This is a genomic window from Bifidobacterium apri (assembly GCF_009299485.1).
In the GTDB taxonomy this organism is placed as follows: Bacteria; Actinomycetota; Actinomycetes; order Actinomycetales; family Bifidobacteriaceae; genus Bifidobacterium; species Bifidobacterium apri.
In genome coordinates this window covers 66,495-90,252 of the sequence record NZ_WBSO01000011.1, presented here as the reverse complement: position 1 = coordinate 90,252, position 23,758 = coordinate 66,495, and the positions used below count along the sequence as shown (strand labels likewise).

At 58.6% G+C, this 23,758-nt stretch carries 20 protein-coding genes, 1 tRNA gene and 1 pseudogene; 4 read left to right on the top strand and 18 right to left on the bottom strand.

The features are described 5' to 3' along the window. Positions 1 to 487: 487 nt before the first annotated feature. The 3 genes from DSM100238_RS07080 to DSM100238_RS07070 all read right to left on the bottom strand — a co-directional run bounded on the left by DSM100238_RS07080 (position 488) and on the right by DSM100238_RS07070 (position 3,538). Positions 488 to 561: transfer RNA gene (locus tag DSM100238_RS07080), tRNA-Pro, on the bottom strand. An 83-nt stretch (positions 562 to 644) separates the two neighbouring features. Then, positions 645 to 2,768, bottom strand: a complete 2,124-nt coding sequence (der, locus tag DSM100238_RS07075) for a bifunctional cytidylate kinase/GTPase Der (RefSeq protein ID WP_152355974.1) — start codon at positions 2,766 to 2,768, stop codon at positions 645 to 647. Beyond that, the gene (locus DSM100238_RS07070; protein ID WP_152355973.1) at positions 2,765 to 3,538 is read right to left on the bottom strand and encodes a pseudouridine synthase; all 774 of its coding nucleotides are present in this window, start codon (positions 3,536 to 3,538) and stop codon (positions 2,765 to 2,767) included. The genes der and DSM100238_RS07070 overlap by 4 nt, the downstream gene beginning before the upstream one ends. 236 nt (positions 3,539 to 3,774) lie before the next feature. Here DSM100238_RS07070 and DSM100238_RS07065 point away from each other — a divergent pair, with 236 nt between their 5' ends. Beyond that, positions 3,775 to 4,746 carry an MIP/aquaporin family protein gene (locus DSM100238_RS07065; RefSeq protein ID WP_152355972.1) on the top strand — a complete coding sequence of 324 codons (972 nt, stop codon included), beginning with the start codon at positions 3,775 to 3,777 and terminating at the stop codon, positions 4,744 to 4,746. On the opposite strand, the gene DSM100238_RS07060 is transcribed toward DSM100238_RS07065, so the two are convergent. The 15 genes from DSM100238_RS07060 to thrS form a co-directional block, all read right to left on the bottom strand. Beyond that, complete coding sequence (locus DSM100238_RS07060) at positions 4,711 to 4,998, bottom strand: DUF3017 domain-containing protein (RefSeq protein ID WP_152355971.1); 288 nt, start codon at positions 4,996 to 4,998, stop codon at positions 4,711 to 4,713. The two genes, DSM100238_RS07065 and DSM100238_RS07060, sit on opposite strands and share 36 nt — an antisense overlap. A 239-nt stretch (positions 4,999 to 5,237) precedes the next feature. Continuing rightward, positions 5,238 to 6,872: a bifunctional phosphoribosylaminoimidazolecarboxamide formyltransferase/IMP cyclohydrolase gene (purH, locus tag DSM100238_RS07055; protein WP_152355970.1), complete on the bottom strand. Its 1,635-nt coding sequence runs from the start codon at positions 6,870 to 6,872 to the stop codon at positions 5,238 to 5,240. Next, the gene (locus tag DSM100238_RS07050; RefSeq protein WP_152355969.1) at positions 6,847 to 8,214 is read right to left on the bottom strand and encodes a cell division protein PerM; all 1,368 of its coding nucleotides are present in this window, start codon (positions 8,212 to 8,214) and stop codon (positions 6,847 to 6,849) included. The genes purH and DSM100238_RS07050 overlap by 26 nt, the downstream gene beginning before the upstream one ends. Continuing rightward, complete coding sequence (gene sucD, locus DSM100238_RS07045) at positions 8,211 to 9,134, bottom strand: succinate--CoA ligase subunit alpha (protein ID WP_152355968.1); 924 nt, start codon at positions 9,132 to 9,134, stop codon at positions 8,211 to 8,213. The genes DSM100238_RS07050 and sucD overlap by 4 nt, the downstream gene beginning before the upstream one ends. Next, entirely contained in the window at positions 9,131 to 10,333 is a 1,203-nt protein-coding gene (sucC, locus tag DSM100238_RS07040) for an ADP-forming succinate--CoA ligase subunit beta (RefSeq protein ID WP_152355967.1), read from the bottom strand. Before sucC ends, sucD begins: the two co-directional genes overlap by 4 nt. 20 nt (positions 10,334 to 10,353) lie before the next feature. Then, on the bottom strand, positions 10,354 to 10,932 hold the full coding sequence (locus tag DSM100238_RS07035; protein ID WP_152355966.1) for an adenine phosphoribosyltransferase: 579 nt from the start codon (positions 10,930 to 10,932) through the stop codon (positions 10,354 to 10,356). Between the two features lie 82 nt (positions 10,933 to 11,014). Next, the gene (locus tag DSM100238_RS07030; RefSeq protein WP_152355965.1) at positions 11,015 to 11,515 is read right to left on the bottom strand and encodes a preprotein translocase subunit YajC; all 501 of its coding nucleotides are present in this window, start codon (positions 11,513 to 11,515) and stop codon (positions 11,015 to 11,017) included. Positions 11,516 to 11,559: 44 nt separating this feature from the next. Next, positions 11,560 to 12,624, bottom strand: coding sequence for a Holliday junction branch migration DNA helicase RuvB (ruvB, locus tag DSM100238_RS07025; RefSeq protein ID WP_152355964.1), 1,065 nt, complete (start codon positions 12,622 to 12,624; stop codon positions 11,560 to 11,562). Positions 12,625 to 12,652: 28 nt separating this feature from the next. Beyond that, positions 12,653 to 13,270, bottom strand: coding sequence for a Holliday junction branch migration protein RuvA (ruvA, locus tag DSM100238_RS07020; protein WP_152355963.1), 618 nt, complete (start codon positions 13,268 to 13,270; stop codon positions 12,653 to 12,655). 50 nt (positions 13,271 to 13,320) lie between these two features. Then, positions 13,321 to 13,902, bottom strand: a complete 582-nt coding sequence (gene ruvC / locus DSM100238_RS07015) for a crossover junction endodeoxyribonuclease RuvC (protein WP_152355962.1) — start codon at positions 13,900 to 13,902, stop codon at positions 13,321 to 13,323. Positions 13,903 to 13,906: 4 nt separating this feature from the next. Further along, entirely contained in the window at positions 13,907 to 14,665 is a 759-nt protein-coding gene (locus tag DSM100238_RS07010; RefSeq protein ID WP_015450581.1) for a YebC/PmpR family DNA-binding transcriptional regulator, read from the bottom strand. Between the two features lie 51 nt (positions 14,666 to 14,716). After that, positions 14,717 to 15,922, bottom strand: a complete 1,206-nt coding sequence (locus DSM100238_RS07005) for a glycosyltransferase family 4 protein (protein WP_152355980.1) — start codon at positions 15,920 to 15,922, stop codon at positions 14,717 to 14,719. Between the two features lie 67 nt (positions 15,923 to 15,989). Then, entirely contained in the window at positions 15,990 to 17,015 is a 1,026-nt protein-coding gene (locus DSM100238_RS07000; RefSeq protein ID WP_152355961.1) for a phosphatidylinositol mannoside acyltransferase, read from the bottom strand. 6 nt (positions 17,016 to 17,021) lie between these two features. Beyond that, positions 17,022 to 17,699: a CDP-alcohol phosphatidyltransferase family protein gene (locus DSM100238_RS06995; protein ID WP_152355960.1), complete on the bottom strand. Its 678-nt coding sequence runs from the start codon at positions 17,697 to 17,699 to the stop codon at positions 17,022 to 17,024. A gap of 99 nt (positions 17,700 to 17,798) precedes the next feature. Next, positions 17,799 to 19,832: a threonine--tRNA ligase gene (gene thrS, locus DSM100238_RS06990; RefSeq protein ID WP_152355959.1), complete on the bottom strand. Its 2,034-nt coding sequence runs from the start codon at positions 19,830 to 19,832 to the stop codon at positions 17,799 to 17,801. A gap of 810 nt (positions 19,833 to 20,642) precedes the next feature. Between thrS and DSM100238_RS06985 the strand changes: the two genes are divergently transcribed. The 3 genes and pseudogenes from DSM100238_RS06985 to DSM100238_RS06975 form a co-directional block, all read left to right on the top strand. Then, a complete protein-coding gene (locus DSM100238_RS06985) occupies positions 20,643 to 21,953 on the top strand; it encodes a ribonuclease H family protein (protein WP_152355958.1) in 1,311 nt (436 codons plus the stop codon). Continuing rightward, positions 21,950 to 22,996 carry an RNase H family protein gene (locus DSM100238_RS06980; RefSeq protein ID WP_152355957.1) on the top strand — a complete coding sequence of 349 codons (1,047 nt, stop codon included), beginning with the start codon at positions 21,950 to 21,952 and terminating at the stop codon, positions 22,994 to 22,996. The genes DSM100238_RS06985 and DSM100238_RS06980 overlap by 4 nt, the downstream gene beginning before the upstream one ends. A gap of 164 nt (positions 22,997 to 23,160) precedes the next feature. Next, positions 23,161 to 23,661 (top strand): annotated as a pseudogene (locus DSM100238_RS06975) (RNase H family protein); the annotation flags it as partial. Positions 23,662 to 23,758 lie beyond the last annotated feature (97 nt).

Sequence of the window (23,758 nt, the reverse complement as noted above, 5' to 3'; positions counted from 1 at the left end):
CAGGACCCGCTCGCTTGCCGTCAGGTGATTGTAGGATGGCATCGGTGCAACACCTTTCCAGGGATTGTTATTTCTCTTTCAACCCACAACCCTAGCCGAGGTGTTGCACTTGCACTTTGAAAACGGGCAATCTCGTCACACAACGATGCGAGCACAGATATCCAAGTGTCGGCGCAGGTTTGGCGCGCGCAAACCAACGGCTTATTCGCCAGTGTGCCCGAAAGCGGGTGCAAGGGTATTGCCCCTGCCTCCACCGACACTGACGGTACGCCCTGTGTCGGCAGAAAGTTAGGACTCGGCTTCCACCGACACTGACACATCCCTCAGCGTCGGCAGAAAATGTGGTTATTGGGCCTCGACGCCAGACCCGCATATGGTCGATAACCCGATAACCGTGGACATACGAATCCTGCTATCCGTGACCCCCGTTTGACTTCGACCGGAAAAACATAAGCCGCGGAATCGTTCAAATTCCGCGGCTTTCCGGTCGGGCCGGCGGGATTTGAACCCGCGACCCCTTGACCCCCAGTCAAGTGCGCTACCAAACTGCGCTACGGCCCGATCGACGCTTAACGCGCCGAAGAGCTAACTTACCACAGCAATCCGGTCAACGCAACCCGGCGTGGCGGCATCTGCCAAGTTGGCTATTTACGCCGCTTCTCACGAACCTTCACGGAAATCTGGACCGGTGAGCCTTCGAATCCGAATTCCTCACGCAACTGACGCTCCAGATATCTGCGGTACCCATGTTCAAGGAATCCCGTCGCGAAAATCACAAAACGCGGCGGCCGTGTCGAAGCCTGGGTCGCAAAGAGGATCCTCGGCTGTTTGCCGCCACGCAACGGATGGGGGTGCGCCGCTTGAATCCGCCCGAGGAAAGCGTTGAGCTTACCTGTCGGTATGCGCTTGTCCCACGATTCGAGAGCCGTCTGCATGGCACGGGACAAACGGTTCGTATGCCACCCGGTTTTTGCCGACAGATTGACACGTTCCGCCCATGTCACCCTGTTGAATTCGGTGGACCACAGCCGCTCCAGCCGTTGGCGGGAAAAATCGTCCATCAAATCCCACTTGTTGAACACCAGCACGATTGCGCGGCCGGCATCAACCGCCTGGCTCATGACTTTCAGATCCTGATCGGCGATCGGTTGGGACGCGTCGAACAGCACCAACGCGAGTTCCGAACGCTCAATGGCAGCCTGTGTGCGCAAAGAGGAATAGTATTCAGCGCCAGAAAGCTTATGCTGACGACGTTTGATACCGGCGGTATCGATGAACAACCAGTCCTGACCGTCCATCGAGATGATTTCATCGACCGGATCCCTCGTGGTGCCGGCAAGATCGTTGACGACCGAACGTTCCTCATGGGCAAGCTGGTTCAGCAGCGATGATTTGCCGACATTCGGGCGCCCGACAAGCGCGACACGCCGCAAATGCGACGGTGTCAGGAACCCCGAGGTACGGTCCGCGGTCTTCAGCGACTCCAACGCCGCATCCAGCAACTCGCCGACTCCCCTGCCATGCATGGCGGAGATGCCGTAGGGCTCTCCCAGACCGAGCTTCCAGAATTCCGCGGTGAGATACTCGCTTTGCGCGTCATCCACCTTGTTCACCGCCAGAGTGACCGGTTTGCCCGCCGCGCGAAGCATGCTGACAATCCGTTCATCGGTGTCCGTCATGCCGATCTGACCATCAACGACGAAAATCACGGCGTCAGCGAGCCTGACGGCAACCTGCGCCTGGGATGCAATCGCCGAGGCTATGCCCTCGACGTCGGCTTCCCAGCCTCCGGTATCGACGAGTTTGAAATCGGTACCCGCCCATTCGGCGTCGTAGCTGACACGATCACGAGTGACACCCGGGGTGTCTTCGACAACCGCTGCGCGACGACCGAGAATACGGTTCACCAATGTTGATTTACCGACATTAGGACGTCCGACCACAGCAATGACGCCGACCTGTTTGCCCGTTCCAGAACCGGTTTCGTCTTCGCCTTCGCCCTCGATGAGCTCGCGATCCTCATCGTCAAGCTCATACCCTTCGAGGTTTGCGGCATACTCTCGGTATTGCTGTTCTTCGATGGCTTGGTCAACCAATGCGATGAGCTGATCCAAGGTCTGCTCGAACGTCAGATCAGAGTTGTCCAGAGTCACGACCCCGTCTGCGGCGGTCAAGAAACTGGTGACCTTCGAATCGAGACGGTCGCGACGCGCGACATCCTCAGCACCCACGCCCTGTGCGGATTGTCCGCTTCGACGGGCTTGACGCACTTCTTCACGGGCAGTCAGCAGCACACGGACTTCGGCATCGGGAGCCACAACCGTGGTGATGTCACGGCCTTCGGCGACGATGCCACGCCCTTGCGAGAACGAATCCCCGGAAGCCTCCCGAGCGATATACGCACGTTGCGCCGCAATGAGCACATGGCGGACGGGGATGATGCCCGACACACGCGACACATGGGAAGACACCTGGGAAGATCTGATGTCCTCACTGATGTCCTCGCCGTCGGCAAGCACGATGGGGCGATCCGGGTCGACGGAGATGTCAAAATGATCCTCCGTGAAGAACTCGCCCACTGTCTCGGTGATCAGCTGCTCATCGATCTGCTCGGCGTCAAGGCCAATGCCACGATGCAGACACCACCATGCACATGCGCGGTACATGGCTCCGGTATCCAAGTATGCAAAGCCGAAATGTCTGGCCAGTTCCTTCGCCGTGGATGATTTTCCTACGCCGGCTGGGCCGTCAATGGCGACACGGATCACAGTCCGACCTCCTTGGCAAGTGAGCGAACCTCAGTCTGGGAAAGAACACGGTACGAACCCGATTTCAGGTCACCGAGCTTGATCGGGCCGATCTGTGTACGTACCAGACGCTTGACCGGGAATCCGACCGCATCGAAGATACGGCGGACGATCCGGTTCTTGCCTGAATGCAGGACGACCTTCACCAATGTCGTATCATGATTGGCGTCGATGATGGCGCAATGGTCGAGACGAATCCAGCCATCGTCCAGCTGTACGCCTTGGGATACGAGGCGCCGGCACACGTTGCCGCTGATTCTGCCTTGCAACGTGGCGATGTAGGTTTTCTCCACCTCGTATTTGGGGTGCATGACATGCTGGCTGAGTTCGCCGTCGTTGGTCATGAGGATCAGCCCCTCGGAGTCATAATCAAGGCGTCCCATATGGAAAATACGTTCGTATTTGTCGCCGACGATGTCTCGCAGCGTATACCGCCCTTTGGGGTCGTCCATGGTGCTGAGCACTCTGCGCGGCTTGTTGAGCGCAAGCGTGATGTGATTAGGGTTCAAGCGGACACGAGACCCGTCGACACGAATCTCTTGTTTGCTTGGATCGGCGCGCGTGCCGAGCTCGGTCACCAGCTCGCCGTCAACCTCGACACGACCGTCGAGGATGATCTGCTCGCACTTGCGTCTCGAACCGAAACCTGCTTGTGCGAGGATCTTCTGAAGGCGAATGCCTTCTTCGTTGTTGTCATGTGCTTTCAATGCACGGGAATATGCGTTTGGCATCGTTCTCCCAACGTGGCCGGACGGCGTGATACTGGCCGTCATGGATAGGATATGTGGTGTCGTGATGGTCCTCGCAATGGCCGTCAGCACGGCAGGGACTTCGGACATACGACATGAATATTGTATCGTAAGGCGCAGAAAAGCTTCGCTGCTGGTAGAATGACACTCGTCCGGCGGATAGGGCTACGCTTCCGGCTAATGCCTTGTCCGCTATTCCCCTAGAGAAAGAACAATCAATGACTGATACGGGTTTGCAGCGCGCCAGTGATGCAACGGCAAATACGAAAGAACCTCTTGCGGTGCGCGTGGGCGCTGAACTGGCGGGAAGCTTCATCGTGTTCTTCGCAATCTACAGTTTCACGACCTTCGGAACCGCCCTGTTCGGCGTCAATATGGCATTCATCGCCTTGGCAACCGGTGTCGCGTATGCTGCGGTAACGCTGGTGTTCTCGAAGGTGTCCGGTGGACAGCTGAACCCCGCGATCACCCTCGCAGCGATATTGACAGGCAAAACCCAAGTCCTCGACGGTGTTCTGTACATCATCGCCCAAGTACTGGGCGGCCTTGCCGCCGGCGCGCTGATTGTGCACATCCTGCCTACGACAGAAACCCTGACGGAGAAAATCTGGCTGACTGACGCTGTCAACGGCTTCGGCAACGGGTCCGTCTCCGCTTCCACGCTGAGCAGCGTGAGTGCATCCTTCGATATCACCCTGGCGGTTGTTGTAGAAATCATTGCAAGCATCATGGTCGTCGCCGCAGCAGTGGTGACGATGAACAAGGAGACCACAGCGGCAGCACACGCCACGGCAATCGGCTTCGCCTATGCAGTTGGCGCCGCTATGACCTACCCTGTCACCGGCGCCGGCATGAACCCGGCACGGTCCACCGGTATCGCCGTATTCGCAAGCAATGCCGGCTTGTCCCAGAACCCGTTGCAGCAGTTGTGGGTCTTCTGGATCTGCCCGGTTCTGGCAGCGGCGATTGTCGCGATGATCATGATCGGCGTGCAGTTGCTGCGCGACAACGCCAAGGCCAAGCAGCAGGCTGCCGAGAATGCCGACACCCTGCCGAACCCGGCAGACGTGGCTGCTCCCGCCCAATCAAGCGACGAAGCCCAGCAAGTCACCTTCGAACCTGCCGGCCAAGCCGTGCAGGAGGAAACCGAAGCATCAGACCATCATCTTGATGCTCAAAGCGAGCAGTGACAATCCCACGCCAAAACACAGGCAGATCGTCGCATCAAAAGCCACAGACCGGACTTTCCACGGACTGTGATCACGCAGAATGATGCGCGTCAGCCCAAGAACGACGGCCGTCACAGCCAACACCGCTGTGGCGGCCGTCGTGTATCCGAATGCGGCAAGTATGCCGCTGACGCACACCAGACCAGCCACAACCCATTCGCATACGGGCTTGCCTTCTTTGGCTTCGGACACATACGGATGCTCTTGCGGCATCACAGGCCTCCTGTTCGATTGGGTATTGGGCAGTTCAGCAACCGCATCCGCCGTCATATGATGAATGCGTTGGCACATCACAGGGAAGGATACCCGTCCGTTCCGACGTGACGAATCTCGCGTGAAGTACTCGGCGTGAAGACCTCGACAACACGACGAAACGACATAACAACAAGGCGGCGGCCAGTCCGAAGACCAGCCGCCGCCACGCACCGGCGTGAGACGCCGGGGATCACGAATCAGTGGAAGAAGTGACGCGTTCCGGTGACATACATAGTGATGCCCGCCTTGCGCGCAGCCTCGAAGACTTCCTCATCACGGATTGATCCGCCAGGCTGGACAATCGCCTTGACACCTGCATTGATGAGATATTCCGCACCATCAGCGAACGGGAAGAACGCATCAGAAGCCGCAACCGAGCCTGTGGTACGATCGGCGCCATCAGCCAGCGTGTTGGCGCGTTCGACGGCGAGATGGCAGGAATCCACGCGGTTGACCTGGCCCATGCCGATACCGACAGTCGCCTGGTCGTGGGCAATCAGAATGGCGTTCGACTTCACGCAACGGATGGCACGCCACGCGAACTCAAGGTCACGCAGGGTGTCAGCATCTGCCGGATCGCCGGAAACAAGCTTCCATGCATCAGGGTTGTCACCGGGAGCATTGATGAGATCAGTGGTCTGGACAAGCAACCCTCCGTCGATCTGACGGTACTGTTGCTTGGTACGAGGAGGCTCGGCAACCTTGAGGATGCGGAGATTCTTCTTCTTGGTCTTCAGCAGCTCAAGAGCTTCAGGCTCGTAGTCAGGGGCCACGATGACCTCAGTGAAAATCGGCCGCACGTTCTGAGCCATGTCAAGGGTCACCGTGGTATTCGCGGCGATGACCCCGCCGTACGCGCTCATAGGATCGCAAGCATGCGCTTTCTTGTGCGCTTCCGCAACGGTTTTCCCGAGTGCCAGGCCGCAAGGATTGTTATGCTTGACGACGGCGACGGCGATCTGCGGAGCGAAATCCCACACGGCGCGCCATGCGGCATCGGCATCGACATAGTTGTTGTAGCTCATCGGCTTGCCGCCGAGCTGCTCGGCGTGGGCGAAACCGCTCTGGTTCAGCGGATCCAAGTACAGTGCAGCCTGCTGGTGCGGATTCTCGCCGTACCGCAGCAAATGCGAGCGATCCCATGTGCGCGTGTACGCCTTCGGGAATACCGTATCCTCATTGGGGATCGCCTCATTCGACGCAGGCTGGTCGGCGGTGATGCTTTCTGGCTTCGGCCACTGCTTGGACGTCCATTCGTTGATCGTCGCGTCATATGCCGCAGTGTGAGCGAACGCCTTGGCAGCCAGCCAACGGCGCTCCTCAAGATTGAATCCGCGGCCGTCTTCGATGCGCTTGGCGACCAACGCGTAATCTGCAGGATCGGTGATGATGGCGACCGTGGCACTGTTCTTTGCCGCGGCACGAACCATAGACGGGCCGCCGATATCGATTTTCTCGATGGTATCCGCCTCATTGGCGCCGGAACGGACAGTATCCGCGAACGGGTACAGGTTGACCACCACGAGGTCGAACGGCTTGATGCCCAGCGTCTTGAGCTGCTGGACATGCTCAGGGTTGGTCATATCCGCAAGAATGCCCGCATGGATGTGCGGATCGAGGGTCTTGACACGTCCATCGAGGCTTTCAGGGAAACCGGTGACCTTGCTGACTTCGGTGACGTTGACACCAAGTTCGGCGAGACGCTTGGCAGTCGAACCGGTGGAGACGACTTCCGTGCCGGCGGCGATGAATGCCTGCGCAAGCACGTCGATGCCTTCCTTATGGAATACGGATACGAGGGCCCGTTTAATCGGCCTGTTCGTTGATGCCATCCTGTTCCTCCTTGGTGGTTGTTGTCATATTCGCGTTGACCGGTGTACTGGTGACACCGCGCGGTTGCCCGTCAGCCGTATGCTCAGTTGACGAACGGTTCTTGGCCGGGCGCAGACGCGACCAACACAAGCGTAATCCATACCATGCCGCATCGGCAACGATGACCGCCGCCCATGTAGCGAATAGTCCGACGATAGTCGGATGCCCCACGGCACTTGCCGAAGCGACGACGTCAACACCGACGTGCGCGAGACGGTGCGCCCCCAACGCACCGTTCGACAAGGCGAACATGCAGGATGACCCCAAAGCCACCAACGCGCCCGAGATGCAGAACGCCCCCAACGGGTACGCAAACGTGATGACATGGCGCACCACTGTGTCACGGTTGTCACCGGCATGCGGCGCCCTGATGGCGAAACCTGTCGGCGACAACATGAAGGCGAGAGCACAGACAATCGAGATGATTAACGGCAACGACAACAGGAAGGTCCGCAACCCGTCGTTGCCGATGGCCTGCGGGAAGATACCGAACAGCGGGAGACCAGGCAAATCCGTGGATTGCCCGATCCACATGGTGAAATGGGCAAGTTCCCCGATGCGGAAGCCTGATCCGAATATCCATGACAAGGACCAGATGCACAGGTTGGGCAGCCAGGCCAATGAGCACACTGACGTCATGATGCGGGAACCGACGCCCATGGCATCAAGCTCGAATATCCGGGACACGGCATCCCAGCCGTAGATGATCCAGACCACTACGTCAATGCACGCTACCAGCATATATATGGCGAGCAGTGTCATGCCAAGGGCTACACCGAGCGACAGTGCCCGCTTGAGTTCCCGGGACACATGCTGGTCTGCGAAGGTCTTCATCCGTTGGTACGTCTGGCTCACGGGGAAAGCCCCAAGCAGAAACGCCAACGTGAATACCATGCCGGTTTTCACCGCCACGATGCCGATATTATCCAGCAGGCCTACGGAGACGTGATACGTGAATGCCATATTGATGGAGATCCACGTCATGAGTCCACCTACATAGGCTGCCAGGGACAACTTGTGTCTGCGCGCCAACGATGCGAGAAGCCATAGCATCAGGACCGTCAGCGTCAAAGGAATCACACTGAGCGTGATGGTTTTCGATTGGAATCCGATGCCTTGGCTGAGCAGAATCATGCTTTGTGTCAGAGAGAAAGCATAATCAGTGAGATTGTCGGTGCCTTCCTCCATGGAAATGACAAGGAAAAGCAGGGAGATCAGCAACCAAAGCGCAAGCGCGTATAACGCCATGGAGGCCGCCGCGAAGACGACCCCCTTGACAAATGAAACGCAACGTTCTTTCATGCCGCAGTGGATTGCAATGCCTTGCGCATGAGTTCCGCGGTCTGGCGCGGTGTTTTGCCGACCGGAATCCCGACGGCTTCCAGCGCGATCTTCTTGTCTTGCGCCGTGCCTTTTCCTCCGGAGACGATAGCGCCGGCATGACCCATCTGCTTGCCTTCAGGCGCAGTGAAACCTGCGATATATGCGACCACCGGCTTGGTCATATGCTTGCTGGCCCATGCGGCGGCATCCTGTTCGGCGCTCCCGCCGATCTCGCCGATCATGACGACACCCTTGGTGGCGTCATCGGCCTCGAACTGTTCCAACGCTTCCTGGAGCGTAGTGCCGACGATGGGATCGCCACCCACACCGACACACGCGGTGAAGCCGATATCGGAGAGCTCACCCATGAGCTGGTACGTGAGCGTACCCGATTTCGAAACCAAGCCGAGCGGGCCACGATGGACGATGCCATCAGGAATGATACCGAGGTTGACACCGTTGGTTTCATCAGTCGCCGGCAGGGTGATCAATCCCGGGCAGTTCGGTCCGATGATGCGCACACCCTTACGCAAGGCGAGTTCGACGAAGTAGGCAGAGTCGGCGACCGGAATACCCTCGGTAATGACGACAATCGTACCGATACCTGCCTGGATGGCTTCGACGACCGCGTCTTTCGCGAATCGCGGCGGCACGAAGATGACGCTTGCCTTGGCCCCGGTGGCTTTGATCGCTTCGCTGCATGTCGCGTATACGGGAATGACCGCATCCTTGCCTTCACGGGCCTTCGGGTAGGTGACGGTCGTGCCTGCCTTGCGAGGATTGACACCACCGACGATATTCGTCCCCGCCTTGAGCATTCTTGCCGTATGGGTCATGCCCTGGTGGCCTGTCATGCCCTGGACGATGACCGGTGCACCGTCTTCAATGAACAACGTCATTTCGTGGCCTCCTTGCTTGACGATGCGGCAGCGATTCTTGCGGCCTGCTGCGCCGCCTCCTCCATGGTGTCGTACACATGCAGGTTCGGGTCGTTGGCATCTGCCAGCATACGCAGTCCTTCTTGAGCGGCATTGCCGTCAAAGCGCACGATAATGGGCTTGATCGTCTCGATCGCCTGCAATGCGCCGAGGATGCCTGCGGCCACCTGCTCGCAGGAGGTGATACCGCCATAGACGTTCACGAAGACCGAGCGCACCTGAGGATCGGAAAGGACGATTTCCAAGCTGTTGCGCATAACCTCAGCCGATGCGCCGCCGCCGATATCGAGGAAGTTGGCGGGCTTGATTCCTGTGCCCTGCTCCTCTCCTGCCCCGGATACGGCGTCAAGCGAGCTCATGACAAGCCCCGCACCGTTACCGATGACGCCGACCTGACCGGTCAGATGCACATAGTGAAGACCAAGTTCCTTCGCCTTGCGCTCATAGGGATCAAGCTGCGTGGCACCTTCGAAACGCTTCCAACCGTCATGCCGGTATGAGGCGTTATCGTCGAGCGATATCTTCGCGTCGAGCGCGCACAGCGATTTGCTGGATTCATCATCGGGATCGCCGATTTTCGCCAGCGGGTTGATTTCCACCAGCGTGGCGTCGTTCGTTTTGAAGCACTGCCACATATTCAACAGGATACGGGCGGCCTGATCGACATCCGCATGGTAGAAACCGATATTGCGCGCCATGGCTGTCGCCGCATCAAGATCGAAGGTATCCAAAGCGTTGATATGCAGGCGTTTCACCGATTCCGGATGCGCCTTGGCGATGTCTTCGACTTCGGTGCCGCCGTTCGCTGTCGCAAGGACATCGAAATCGCGGGAAGTGCGATCGACGGAAATCGATACGTAGTATTCATGGATGACGTTCTTGGCTTCGGCGACGAGGACGCCACGGACCTTATGGCCGTGAATGACCATGGGGAAAATGGCGTTCGCGGCGGCGACGGCTTCCTCACGCGTATGCGCGAGTTTGACACCGCCCGCTTGCCCACGATGGCCGATTTTCACTTGCGCCTTGATGACGCAAGGATAGCCGATGGTATCCGCAGCTTCGGCCACTTGGTCGGCGTCGGCGGCAAAGATGCCGTCTGGCGTTGGAATCCCCTGCTCATCAAGCAGTTGGCGCGCTTGATATTCGTATAAATCCATTTCTGCCTCTCTTCATCCGGTTACGCCGGCATGGATACCAGTGTGCTCGTCGGGTACGGTCCTAGGCTGTCTATGCCATCGAGCCCTTCGAGCTGCATCACAAAGCTGAAACCGGCGATGGTTCCGCCGCACTTGCGGATCAGATCCGCCGCGGCTTTCGCCGTACCGCCGGTGGCGATAAGATCATCCACGATCAAGACACGCTCGCCTGCGCTCACGGCGTCGGATTCCACTTCGACGCGGGCTTGCCCGTATTCCAATGTGTAATCCTCCCCGATGACGGGCGGCGGCAGCTTCCCGGCTTTGCGCACGGCGATGAAGCCTTTGCCCAATCGGGCGGCAAGCGCCGGTCCGAACAGGAATCCCCTGGCTTCCAGACCCGCGACGGAGTCAAAGGAATCAGCAGGCACCGGCAGTGCTTTTTCAAGTCCTTCCAGGAGAATCTGCAGACCCTTTGCGTTCTCCAGCACCGGCATGAAATCACGGAAGTTGATGCCTTCTTTGGGGAATCCGAGCACTGACCGGAACAGGGACGCCAAGTATTCGGCGTTGTCTTTGCCTACTAATTCCAATTGCCTGATATGGATATCGGATGCCATCGATGGAACCTGATCTTTCTGGTTGCTGTACGCGCCGGATACGCTGGGCTGCATGCCGAAACGGAAACCCGGTCACAAGGGGTTATTTTGCTTGTTCGCCGTCCTGAGCTGCGGCTTCGTCAGCCTCGGCGGATTCTGTTGCATCGGCGGCATCATCCGCAGAAGTCGCATCGTGCTCAGCGATCGGTTCGGCATCGGGGCCTTCTGCCGCTGGGGCAGCATCGGACTCGTTCTCGGCATCCGCATCGCTGGCGTCATCCTGCTGTGCATCGTCTTGCGAAGTCTCATCGTCATCAATGAATGCAGGACGGACATATTTGCCGGCGACAGCATTCAATTTGAAGCGCAAGCGGGACCCTTCGGAATCGACAACGACTTCCTCATACTTCTCATCCACGGATACGATCGTGGCGATGATGCCGCCTCGGAGCACAACAAGCGTGCCCGGAACCATGGCCTCGCGCAACTCTTCCTGCTGCTGCTTCTGCTGCTTTTTCATCCGCCTTGAACTCATCCACATCATGAAGATGAACAGGATGAGGATGACGATCATGACCATATTCGGATCGAGATTCTGAGACATGGAACTCCTGACATGCTAGTGGGGCGCTATCCAAAGAATTGATTTTAGAATAGCTTGTTGACATCATCCTTGGGTTCAAGGCCGAGATGTTTCCAAGCCTTCGCGGTCGCAACACGGCCCTTCGGGGTGCGTACCAGGAATCCCTCGCGTACCAGATACGGCTCGCAGACCGTCTCCACCGTTTCCGATTCCTCGCCGACCATCGCGGACAGATTGTTCAATCCCACAGGACCGCCGTTGAAATTGCGGCATATCGCTTGCAAGACCGCGATATCGAGCCTGTCAAGCCCTTCGGAATCAATCTGGTACAGCGCCAAGGCCTGGGTGACCGCGTCCACGTCCACACTCTCCAGATCATGGACGACAGCCCAGTCACGCACGCGGCGAAGCAGACGATTCGCGATTCGCGGGGTGCCTCTGGATCGCAAAGACAGCTGGTGCGCCGCCCCTTCTTCCAGATTGACCCCGAGCACGGCAGCCGAACGTTCGATGAGTTTCTCGAGTTCCTCGTGCGGGTAGAAGTCCAGATGCGCGGTGAAACCGAAACGCGCCCGAAGAGGCGACGGCAGCATACCCTCCCTTGTGGTGGCGCCGATAACGGTGAATCTCGGAAGCGTCAACGGGATCGAGGATGCACCTGGCCCTTTACCGACCATCACATCGACACGGAAATCCTCCATGGCGATATACAACAATTCTTCAGCCGGACGGGGCAATCGGTGGATTTCATCGATGAACAGCACTTCACCGGCATCCAAGGAGCTCAGGATGGACGCAAGATCCCCGGCATGCTGGATTGCCGGCCCCGAGGTGACCCTGATCGGCACCCCCAACTCGTTCGCCACAATCATGGCAAGCGTGGTTTTGCCCAGTCCCGGGGGGCCCGCCAGCAGGATATGGTCCGGCGGAACCTCCCGTTTGCGTGCGGCATCGAGAAACAGCTGAAGCTGGGCCTTAAGCCGCGGTTGTCCGATAAACCCTTCGAGGACATGCGGTCGCAGTTCCTCGTCGCTCACCGGCTCATTGTCCAACGGCTGTGAGGAGACCATGCGCAGGGATTCCTCCCTGGCGCCATTATTGTTCACGGTTGTCTCTTCAGTCTGTCGCATATCTCACCTGTGCCCTTCGCTCATGCGTTCATCGTCCGCGGTCGAGTTCAGTCAGCGCCAATTTCAGCACGCGGGGTACATCCTGCTCTGCTATCGGGGTGGCAATACCGTGATCGCGGCATGCACGTTCGACGGCGTCCAAGGCGTCTTGCTGACGCCAGCCCAACGAGATAAGGCCCTCGACCACCTGTTGGGCACCGGTATCGACCGGCGATTGTGCAGGAGCCGACGCCCCCTCGACCTGGGACAGGTCAAGGGAACCCTTGAGCTCCAGAATGATTTTCTGCGCACCCTTCTTGCCTAGTCCCGGAGCCTTGGCCAAAGCGGTCGCATCCCCGTCCGCAACTGCCCTGGCAAGCCGGTCAGGCGGCAGCGTGGACAGCAGAGAGAGAGCGACCTTCGGACCGATACCGCTGACTTTCTGCAGTTGGAGGAACATCTTCTTCTCGGCGAGCAACAGAAAACCATACAATGTGATCGCGTCCTGCGTGACCGCCATGGAAGTGTATATGGTAGCGGACTGCCCCGAATGCAGCGAGGCAAGATCGGTTTGCGGCATGCGGACGTCGAAGCCCACGCCACTGACCTCAAGCACGACTCCGGACTGGTCGATCGACGCGACCTGCCCATGCAACATGGCTATCATCTTGCCTCCCTCAGATTCAACACCCATGAATCGAACATCTGTTCGATACTTTACATGCCGCGGTCGACTCCGCGACGATGTTTCGCTCGCTGCGCCGCAACCGCCCATTGCCGCTGCGCCGCGGTCAGATGCTGCTCGCGTTCGCCACCCTGCAATGCCCCGGCGGGGCGCAACGCATGGCACATGGCCTGCGCCAGCGCATCAGCGGCATCAGGAGGCGTAGGCATTTGAGACAGATTCAGGATACGCATCACCATACGTTCGACCTGAGGCTTATCCGCTTTGCCGTTTCCGGTTATGGCAAGCTTGACCTCGGTCGGAGTGTGCAAGGCGACCGGTATCCCGCGTTGTGCAGCGGCAAGCATCGCCATGCCCGCAGCTTGCGCGGTTCCCAACACGGTATTGCGATTGGCCTGCGCGAACACGCGTTCAATGGACACGGTGTCTGGTACGAAACGCTCGATTTTATCAACAAGTCCGTTGTAAATCGAAAGGAGTCGCAAATCCTGCGAGGTGTCCGGGCTCGTGCGAATGACATCGACGTGGATAAAAGAAAGCCGGCGTGACGCGCCGGCTTCCACCACGCCGACCCCGCACCGAGTCAGGCCGGGGTCAACGCCAAGGATGATCAACAGATCACTCCTCTTCCTCCAATTGGGCCATCACTTCATCAGAAGCGGTCCAGTTGCTGTAGATGTTCTGGACATCATCAAGATCGTCGAGATTGTCAATCAGCTTGGACACCTTACGGGCGTCGTCAAGGCTGAGTTCAATCTCATTCTTCGGAATCATCACCAGATCGGCGGAATCGTAATCGATGCCGGCTTCCTGAAGTCCCTTGCGGACGGTGATGAGATCGGCAGGATCGGTGATCACGCTGAACACGTCACCGTCATCCGACACGTCCTCGGCACCAGCCTCGGCCGCAATCTCGAACAGCTTGTCATAGTCCAAGCCTTCGGAAGGCACCTCAATCTGGCCCTTGCGTTCGAAGTTGAAGCTCACGGCGCCCGACGTGGCAAGAGAGCCATTGCCCTTGGTCAGCGTGGAACGTACTTCCGCCGCCGCACGGTTGCGGTTATCGGTCAGGCACTCGATGATGAGGCCGACACCGGCAGGTGCATACCCTTCATACACGATGTCCTCATAGTTCGCGGCACCGTCTTCCTCACCGGAACCACGCTTGACCGCACGCTTGATGTTGTCGGCAGGCATGGATGCCTTCTTGGCCTTGACAATCGCATCATACAGCGTCGGGTTGCCGTCGGGGTCGCCGCCGCCCAGACGGGCTGCGATCTCGATGTTCTTGATCAGCTTCGCGAACAGCTTGCCGCGCTTGGCGTCAATGGCGGCCTTCTTATGTTTGGTGGTCGCCCACTTGGAATGCCCTGACATAATGCTCCTAGCAGATACGGGTACGATAAACAAACCGATTGTAAAGCGCGTTCATGACAAGACCTCGGCATACACGCCGAGAACCCGGTCCACAACACTGCTCCAATCATACTGCCGCGCGCGGTTCCGCCCGGCTTGTCCCAACGACTCGCGCGCTTCGCGATCGGCGATCAGCGAGCAAACCACAGCCGCGCAATCACTCTCGTCACCATTGTCGAACAGTGCAGCCGCGCGGCCTTCATCAGCCACAGCCACAAAAGCGGGCAGATTCGAAGCCACTACCGGGCATCCCGCCGCCATTGCCTCGGCGAGCACGATACCGAAGCTCTCGCCCCCGGTCTGCGGCGCCACATAAACGCTGAGCGATCGATAGAACCGTGCCTTGTCTTCGTCGCTGATCCGGCCGAGGAACTCCATATGATCCATCAAACGCCCAGACGGGTCAACAGTATTGACCATGGCCTGCCCCTCGCGCTCACCGTCACCGGCACACAGGAACCGCGCCTGCGGGTACTGGTCAAGAATCCGCGAAGCCGCACGGCAGAAGACCGCAAAGCCTTTGCGCTCCTCCCCCATCCTGCCGAGGAACCCAATCGTAGGACTGTTCTCATCGCCCTGCCAGGAAGACACCGGAACCGCACAGGCGAATTGGCGGGTCGAAATGCCATTGGGGATCACTGACACTGGCACGTTCTGCGGCAAATACCGTTCAGCCACGGCGCGGGAAGCGTCACTGACACAAATCGCGCGAGCCAACGGCCGCAGATACCGATGGAGATACCCGTGGAAAAAGCGGAGCGCGAACGGATAGTCGTTGAACGCCGCATGGAAAGTCCCGACCAGCGGTGGATGATGCACCATGGTCAACGGCTTATGGCTCAGGGATGGCGCCTCCGGCTCATGCAGATGTACGATGTCGAAATGGCCTTGCCGCACCCACCGGCGAACCTGTGCTCCGACGAAGCCAAAATAGCTCAGACGCGATACCGAACCGTTATAAGGAATCGCAAAAGAAGTGCCGACCGTTTGCACCCACAACGGCATATCATTGGTACGCCGCCCAGGCGCAAGAACCTCGACTTCGTGACCGCGTGCGATCAGCTCTTTCGCAAAATCACGGATGTGGAGCTGCACGCCGCCCGGGGTCTCGAACGAATATGGAGAAATGATGCCGACACGCAGCTTCCTGCCATGCAGCGGATCAGACTGGTCCCGCACGTCACCGTCGGCATTGTCACGAAGATCTGCGTTCGACATCATATCCTTTCTTCCGTCGCTTGGCGACAGTCATAGCCTACACCGCAACTGACCGTCAATGAAGCGCTCATGCGCCGCCGTTGCGTCGCCCGATCAGCTCAAGCACCTCGTCAGGAACGTCCTTGAGCCTGGACAAGTCAAGATCCTCAATGAAAATCGGCTGCAGCATATGCCAATCCTGAGGATGCTCGGCAATCCCCCGCGACCACACGTCCACCCATGCCTGGCTGATGTCGTGAATCGCCTGTTCACGGGGAAGATCAGCGAAACTCGACATGTCAATCGGATCGCTCACCCAACACACGTATCCGTACGGGGTTCGAGCCTGCTTGCGTCGTGGTCCGCGCAGTCGCTCTCTGTACATGTTCACAACGTACAGCGGAAGCCCGGTGTCATACGCCAACGTCGCAGGTCCGCGCGCCACGCGAATCATCGAGCCGAATGCATGGACGAACTCGCCGTGTCGGCTCAAATCACGGTCGGCAAGCAGCGGCACCAACACATGCGGCTCGCCCAACGCTTCCTCGAGCTTGCCGACCAGACCATGCTGGCCGGTGAGCAGAATCGAAATGCCGAGGGACCTTCTGATGTCCACAAACGTCTTCAGGAGCGCTTCGTTGTCAAGCCGCTCCGCAACCGTTGTCACGGGAGCAACATCATGATGCGCCCAATACCCGGCATAATCCCAGTTGCCTTGGTGGCCCAAGACAATGGGCGCAGAGCCGTCCTGCACGCGCGTGGTTTCAATGATTCGTGCGCATCCCGGCCCCTCCCCGCGCACGCGGGCGGTCAGACATTCGTCGCTTCTGCCGCCGACCGTCATGGCTTCGGAGAAATACGTGAAATACGATCGCATGGCCTGATGGGACACATGGCGCAGACGCAGTCTGCGCTTGATCGCGGCGAATACCCCCTGGTGTTGCAGGGTATCGCGGCCATGCAACACGTGTGCCAGGTTCCTCTCCAACTGCCGGACACCGCCTGCACGCGTCAACCATGCGATATCCGCGGCACACAGAAACAGGCCCCTGACAAGCCGTTCAGGCAGTACGCCCGCATGTTTGGCGATGAATACGAGAACCCTGTCGAGCATCAGGGCTTACTTCCCCTGAGCATTGACACCGGGAACCAACTCATCGGCTTTCATCTGGCGCCGTACCTCGAAAATCCTCTGGAATACAGTAATCAGACCGAGTACCGCAAGCAACGCCATCGCAATGGCAAGCCACAGTCCGTTATGCGTCAAACCGGTCACAAACATGCCGACCAGAATGATGAACAGGCGGTCAGCTCTTGTCGCGATGCCGTTTTTCGCCTCATACCCCACGGATTCCGCACGGGCACGAGCATACGATGTGACGAATGACGTCATGATGGACACCAACGCGCAGCCGATGCCGACATGCGAGATGACATCCTCGCCGGATGACATTGACTGCATCCACCAATCATGATGCAGATAGAAAATCAGAATGCAGCCGATCAGAACAGCCCAATCTGCGATCCTGTCAAGCGTGGAGTCAAGAAATGCGCCGAATTTCGTCCCGCCGGTGGTCAGCATGGCAACGGATCCGTCGAGGGAATCGAACAGCACAACGATCGCAAGGAAAAACACGAGCGGAATAATCCACCCGGTGATGCCGATCACGATGGACAACGCTATGGATAGGATCGACCCGGTGATGGTGATGCCATTGGCGCTCATATGCATACGCACACACAGACGGGCAATAGGCTCGGTGAGTTTCTTCCACAGTCCCCGGCAATGTTCCAGCATGGTCTTCAGTACCTTTCTTGTCGAAGTATCATCAGGCAGATTGGGCGGCACCGGAATGCCCAGTGCCGCCCGAATCCGTTCAACGACATGCCGTGAGAATCACTTGGTCGCGGCAGCGAAATCGTCAGCGTTGTTCACTTGAACACGCTTCTTGATGACCTCAAGAATCCATGCCTTGGCCTGCTCCACCGGCACACCATTGAGCTGGCTGCCATCGCGGAACCTGAAGCTCACCGCGTTCTTCTTGACATCATCTTCACCGGCGATCAGCGTGAACGGGACCTTCGACTTCGAAGCATTGCGGATCTTCTTGCCGAACCGGTCGTCCGAATTGTCCATCTCGCAACGCACAAGGTTCTCCTCAAGGTCGTCGATGAACGCCTGCAGATGCGGAGCGAACTCGTCGGCGACCGGGATGCCCGTGACCTGGACAGGAGCAAGCCACACCGGGAATGCGCCGGCATAATGCTCAAGCAGGATGGCGAAGAAGCGCTCGATGGAGCCGAACAGCGCACGGTGGATCATGACCGGACGCTGGTGAGTGCCGTCGGCCGCGATGTACTCGAGGCCGAAACGCTCAGGCAGGTTGAAGTCGAGCTGAATGGTGGACACCTGCCACGTACGTCCGATGGCGTCGCGCGCCTGGACGGAAATCTTCGGCCCGTAGAATGCTGCGCCGGCGGGATCGTCGACAAGTTCAAGGCCGGATTCCTTGGCGACCTCGGCAAGCGTGTTGGTCGCTTCCTCCCAGATTTCGTCGGAACCGACGAACTTGTGGGGATCCTTGGTCGACAATTCCAGATAGAAATCGTTCAAGCCGAAATCCTTGAGCACCTTGAGCACGAAGGTCAGCAGACGGCGAAGCTCAGGCTTCATCTGCTCACGAGTGCAGTAGATGTGCGAGTCGTCCTGGGTCAAGCCGCGGACACGGGTCAGGCCATGCACCACACCGGACTTCTCGTAACGGTACACCGTGCCGAACTCGAACAGGCGCAGCGGCAGCTCACGATAGGAGCGTTGGCGCGACTTGAAAATCAGGTTATGCATCGGGCAGTTCATCGGCTTGAGGTAGTAATCAAAGCCTTGCTTGGTGACGTTGCCGTCCGCGTCGCGTTCTTCGTCAACACGCATCGGCGGGTACATATTGTCCTTGTACCAGTGCAGATGCCCGGAAGTCTCGTACAGCCCGCCCTTGGTGATATGCGGGGTCTGCACGAAGCTGTAGTGCGCCTTGCGGTGCATTTCGCGGGAATAATCCTCCATGGCATTGATGACCGCAGCGCCCTTCGGGTGGAATACCGCAAGACCAGGTCCGATCTCCTCCGGGAAGGAGAAGAGATCCATTTCCTGTCCGAGCTTGCGATGGTCGCGTTTGGCGGCTTCCTCCATGCGCGTCATATACGCTTTGAGATCGTCCTTGCTCGCCCATGCGGTGCCGTAGATACGCTGGAGCATCGGATTCTTTTCGTCACCGCGCCAGTATGCAGCTGCGGTGCGTTCCAGCTTGAACGCCTTGATATAGCGCGTGTTCGGCAGGTGCGGACCGCGGCACAGGTCCTTCCAAACCACATTGCCTTCACGGTCGACGTTATCGTACATTGTCAGCTCGCCTTGACCGGAGACCTCCGTAGACGCTGCTTCGTCGATTTCGGCTTCCTTGGCGCCGATCAGCTCCAGCTTGTAAGGCTGGCCCGCTTCCTCGGAACGCGCTTCCTCCTCGCCGACCGCGCGACGGCGGAAGGACTGGGACGACTTGATGATGCGCTGCATGCGCTTTTCGATTTCCTTGAGATCCTCCGGAGTGAACGGATCCTTGACGTCGAAATCGTAGTAGAAACCATCCTTGATGACAGGACCGATGCCAAGCTTGGCGTCCGGACGAATCTCCTGCACGGCCTGAGCCATAACGTGGGTTGCGGAATGACGCATGATTGCGAGACCGTCTTCGGAATCAAGGGCGATCGGTTCCACCGTGTCGCCGTCGTGAAGCGGGGTGTAGAGGTCACGCGGTTGGCCATTGAGACGTACTGCGATGATGTCCTTGTTGTCGCTGAACAGGTCGACGCCAGTCTGGCTTGCATCCACCTCCTTCACTTCGCCGTTGACTGTTATGGAGATGGTTTGTTCTGCCATGAGGTGTCCTTTGCTATCGGGGCCCGCGGTACTAAGGTGCAGGCCTGGACTGTGTGTTACCTCGTTTACGGTAAATGCGGGACACGACATTACGAACGGGCGCGGCATGAACGTGTCAGACGTCTGTTGTGAGGCGTGTTTGCGAAGCGTCTGTGTGTGCGGAAGATGCCAGCGGTAAGGCGTGCGCACGGAAGCGCGGCGCGATGACATGCTTGGGCGAATGCCGGCGTTGTTCTGGGCAATAGTCACCGGCGTGTTCCGATGCGACGGCGGATATGACTGCGCTCGTGGCTCCTCTTCTCGATGTCTTCTATATGGAAAATCATCGATGCGGTATTCAATATGCAGGATGCGAAATTTCGCAGAATCGTTCTGCACGATGGAGGCGCCAGGCATAATCCCGAAATCAATGTCCGGGATATTATCACCCACAGCCCCTTCAGTACATCTAGTCTGTACAGCCGATCAGTGCAGCCAATCCATACAGCCCCGTCGCATCGCTGCAGTGGTGCTGTTCTGCCTCTGCCGACGCTGAGGTCACCGTGAGCATCGGCAGAAGGTTGCGTATGGTGCGTGATGCCGGATTCACTTCGCTGTCAGACACACATATTTGCAATAACCCCTGTTTTCAGGATAACATCGAACATCTTCACATGTAAGGTCGAGGATTTTGGCGTTCCCATCTATGCTTTCTTCGAACAGTAATGAGGTTCACCAGTAAAGCCAAACGTTTTACTCAATCCGTGACCGTCTATGCCTGTCATGCTCATCAGCGCTGCTCTAGGGCAATGGGTAGGCTGGAGAAGCTGAATGTCCGCGCATCGCGCGGCTCACGGTGAGGAAGGACGGCCCGAAACGAAAAGCACCGACAAGACAATCATTGTGATACACGCCGAGGCCACCACCAACCAGGCCATGGGATGGGCATGGGCGGATGAAAACACTCACAAATATGGCGGCGCCCCACATGGCACCGTCTACCTAGGCGCCCTCACAGGAATCCTGCAGGCACTCCGCTCCCACACCGGCTCTCAGCGCCTTGCCATCAAAACCGACTGCCAGCAGGCGATCACCGCAATCAACGCCGCACGATCAGGACGCAAACCGACGACACCGTCCGGGCGCAAGAACTTCCCTCTCATCCAAGCGGTGCTTGATGAAATCAACCGCCACAACGCCCCTGTGTCTTTTCACGCCATTGACGAAGAAACACCTGTGATGGCGCTGAAAACCGCCAGGCTCTTCGCCCAACAGCAATCACAGGCCTTCACCAAAGACCCGAAGCGCGCACCGACGGGGATTCCACGCGAAACGATGGACGTGATGATCCGCCGTCGCCTCATCTCGAAAGAATCGATTGCGAAAGCCCAGCAAAACGCAAAAGCCCAGCAAAACGCGAAGGCGTTGAACCAACAACAAACCGGCAAACCGGCGCAGGCCAACAAACCTACGACCAAGCAAAACGCGACCGAGCAAAACAACAAGCTCACCAAACAAACTGAGGCGCTACCAAACGTCGGCAAGAACAATGCCAGCACCATCCGCGACGGCAAAACGGCGAATGACGCCGTGGCATCGTGCAACAATGTCATGTCCAGCAACGTGACAGCGAGCGCCGCTGCCGAAGCCATCACGGCCCACGTCCAGCACACCGCAGCGAGCGCCCCTGCGGCGTCATCATACGGTTCGGGAACACCCACGCCGACGCCCCACCAGCCCAACCCGACACTCAGCGAGCCTGCCCCCGAGGTACCGGCACCGCCTCGCCCGCGCCACGCAGCCGTCGAAACGGAAGCGGACGAACCTCAGGAATCTCAACTGCTCGAACTGTTGCAAAGCACCGTGTGCAATCTTCGTTCCAGCGCGCAAGCGTTGCGGGCCACGGCGCAGGCGTACCATTCCGCCCTCAAGCATGCCAAGGACGCCACGCCGGGAATCGACGGCAACCCCATCACGCCGCTGTCCGAGAAGCCACTGCGCAAGGCTCGCAAGCACACGAAAGCCGCGGCATTGGAATATGAGAAAGCGGCGGAGGAACTGGAACAATTCCTCAACAGCTATGGGGACACCGACAGCGTTTCTGCCCAGGAATCCCTGCATGCCGCGAGGTGGAACCAATGACAGGCACGCATACCATCCATATCTCCACTGACGGCAGTTTTCTGCCCGGGGCCCGCCCCGTGACCGGTTGGGCATGGGTGGATCACACCACCGGGCTGCATGATTGCGGCGGTTCCCTCGGCGGCAACATCCAGCTGGGCGAATTATGCGCGATCTTGCAGGCATTGCGTTCGCATCCGGGCGCCGAAAAGCTGGTGATCGAGTCGGATTCGCGCGATGCGATCGAGTATTCCACGAAGCGCGAAAGCACATGGTCCCAAACCGGTTGGTTGAAGGACAACGGCAATCCCGCCCCCTACTTCCTTTCGGTAATTCGCGCCATCCACATGGAGATGGAGGAACGCGAAGGCTCGATCGACTTCATCTGGGTCAAGGGACACGCGGGAGACAAATTCAATGAGCAGGCCGACCAATTTGCGCGCGGATACGCCACGATGTGCCGCGACTTCCACGCGCCGTCGAAGATTCCCTCCGAAGCGCAGATAGACCTGATGCGCGTGCCGCTGCAACTGACAGGGCGCGTGATTCAAACCGGCACCGACGACATGATGCAGGCGCTTGACCCCGACAATTCCGCGACTGTCAAGGCCGACGCCCCCCGCACGGCGATGGCAGCCGCCAATACTGTGGGAGTCGTTCCCGTGACGGTTCGCCACACGCCGGGCACGGATGACAATCATGACGCGGCCAGTCCCACGGCAGGCGGTGATACCGCGGATGCCCACACCGCGGATACCCACGCCATGGATACCGCCGCTGCGACGCACACGCAGCGAGTTGTGAGCTCAGAGCGTTCTGTGAACTCGCAGCCTTCTGCGGATTCACAGGACGTGTTTCCACAAGCACAGTTGCTGCACGACCTCACCGCCACGCTGCGCAAGGCGACGCACGCACAGCAAAAGGCTGCCGAGCGTTATGCAAAAGCGGCGGGCATCCCACCATCCGCGCGTGTGGCAGATGCCGAAGACAACCTCAACAAGGCGGCAAAGCGCCAAGAATCCCTCGCCCGAGTCATTCATGAACTGGTCGAAACGCTAATCTGATCCAACCGATCAATCCAACTGAATCCTCGTGCATCTTGCGTTGCGTTCCGCGCACAGGGCGGAACGGGCAAGCGCTGCAGTTCGTGTTGGAACCGTATGATGGAACGCATGGCTACTATCCGGTTTCAACGGATGGCAGCACGCTGGGCAATCCCAACGGTGCGATGGGCTTGGGCGTGCGCTGACCACGTTGGCGGCGGATGCGATGCAGGCGGCGCCGGCAACGGCACCAACCAGATTGGCGAATTGTGCGCCGCACTGCTAACCCTGCGCACCCACAAGGGCGTGGATACGCTCGTCATCGAAGCGATTCGCAATACGCCATCAAATGCTCCACCGTGTGGTTGCGCAGCTGGAAGCGCAACGGCTGGCATAATTCGCAAAAGCAGCCGGTCAAGAATGCCACGATCGTCAAGGCCATCGACTACGATATCTCCCACCGCGAAGGGCCGGTCAAGTTTTCGTGGGTAAAAGGCCATGCAGGCAACGAATTCAACGAAAAGTGCGATATGCTCGCGCGCGGATTCGCGGAGCAATGCAAACAACACGGTTCCAACGGATTTCTGACCATCGAGGGGTGGAAAGATCTGATTGCAAGCCCCTACGCCAGTCGTTTCAAGGTGCCTGACGACGTGATGCGCGCGCTTGAAGGCGGCGAAGCCACCATCAGCCAGACCATCGCGAGCACTGTGTACGCCACGTCTTACGGGAATCGCAATGCTGGTGCGACCGGTGCTGCCGGTGACGGCAGCGGCAATGGCA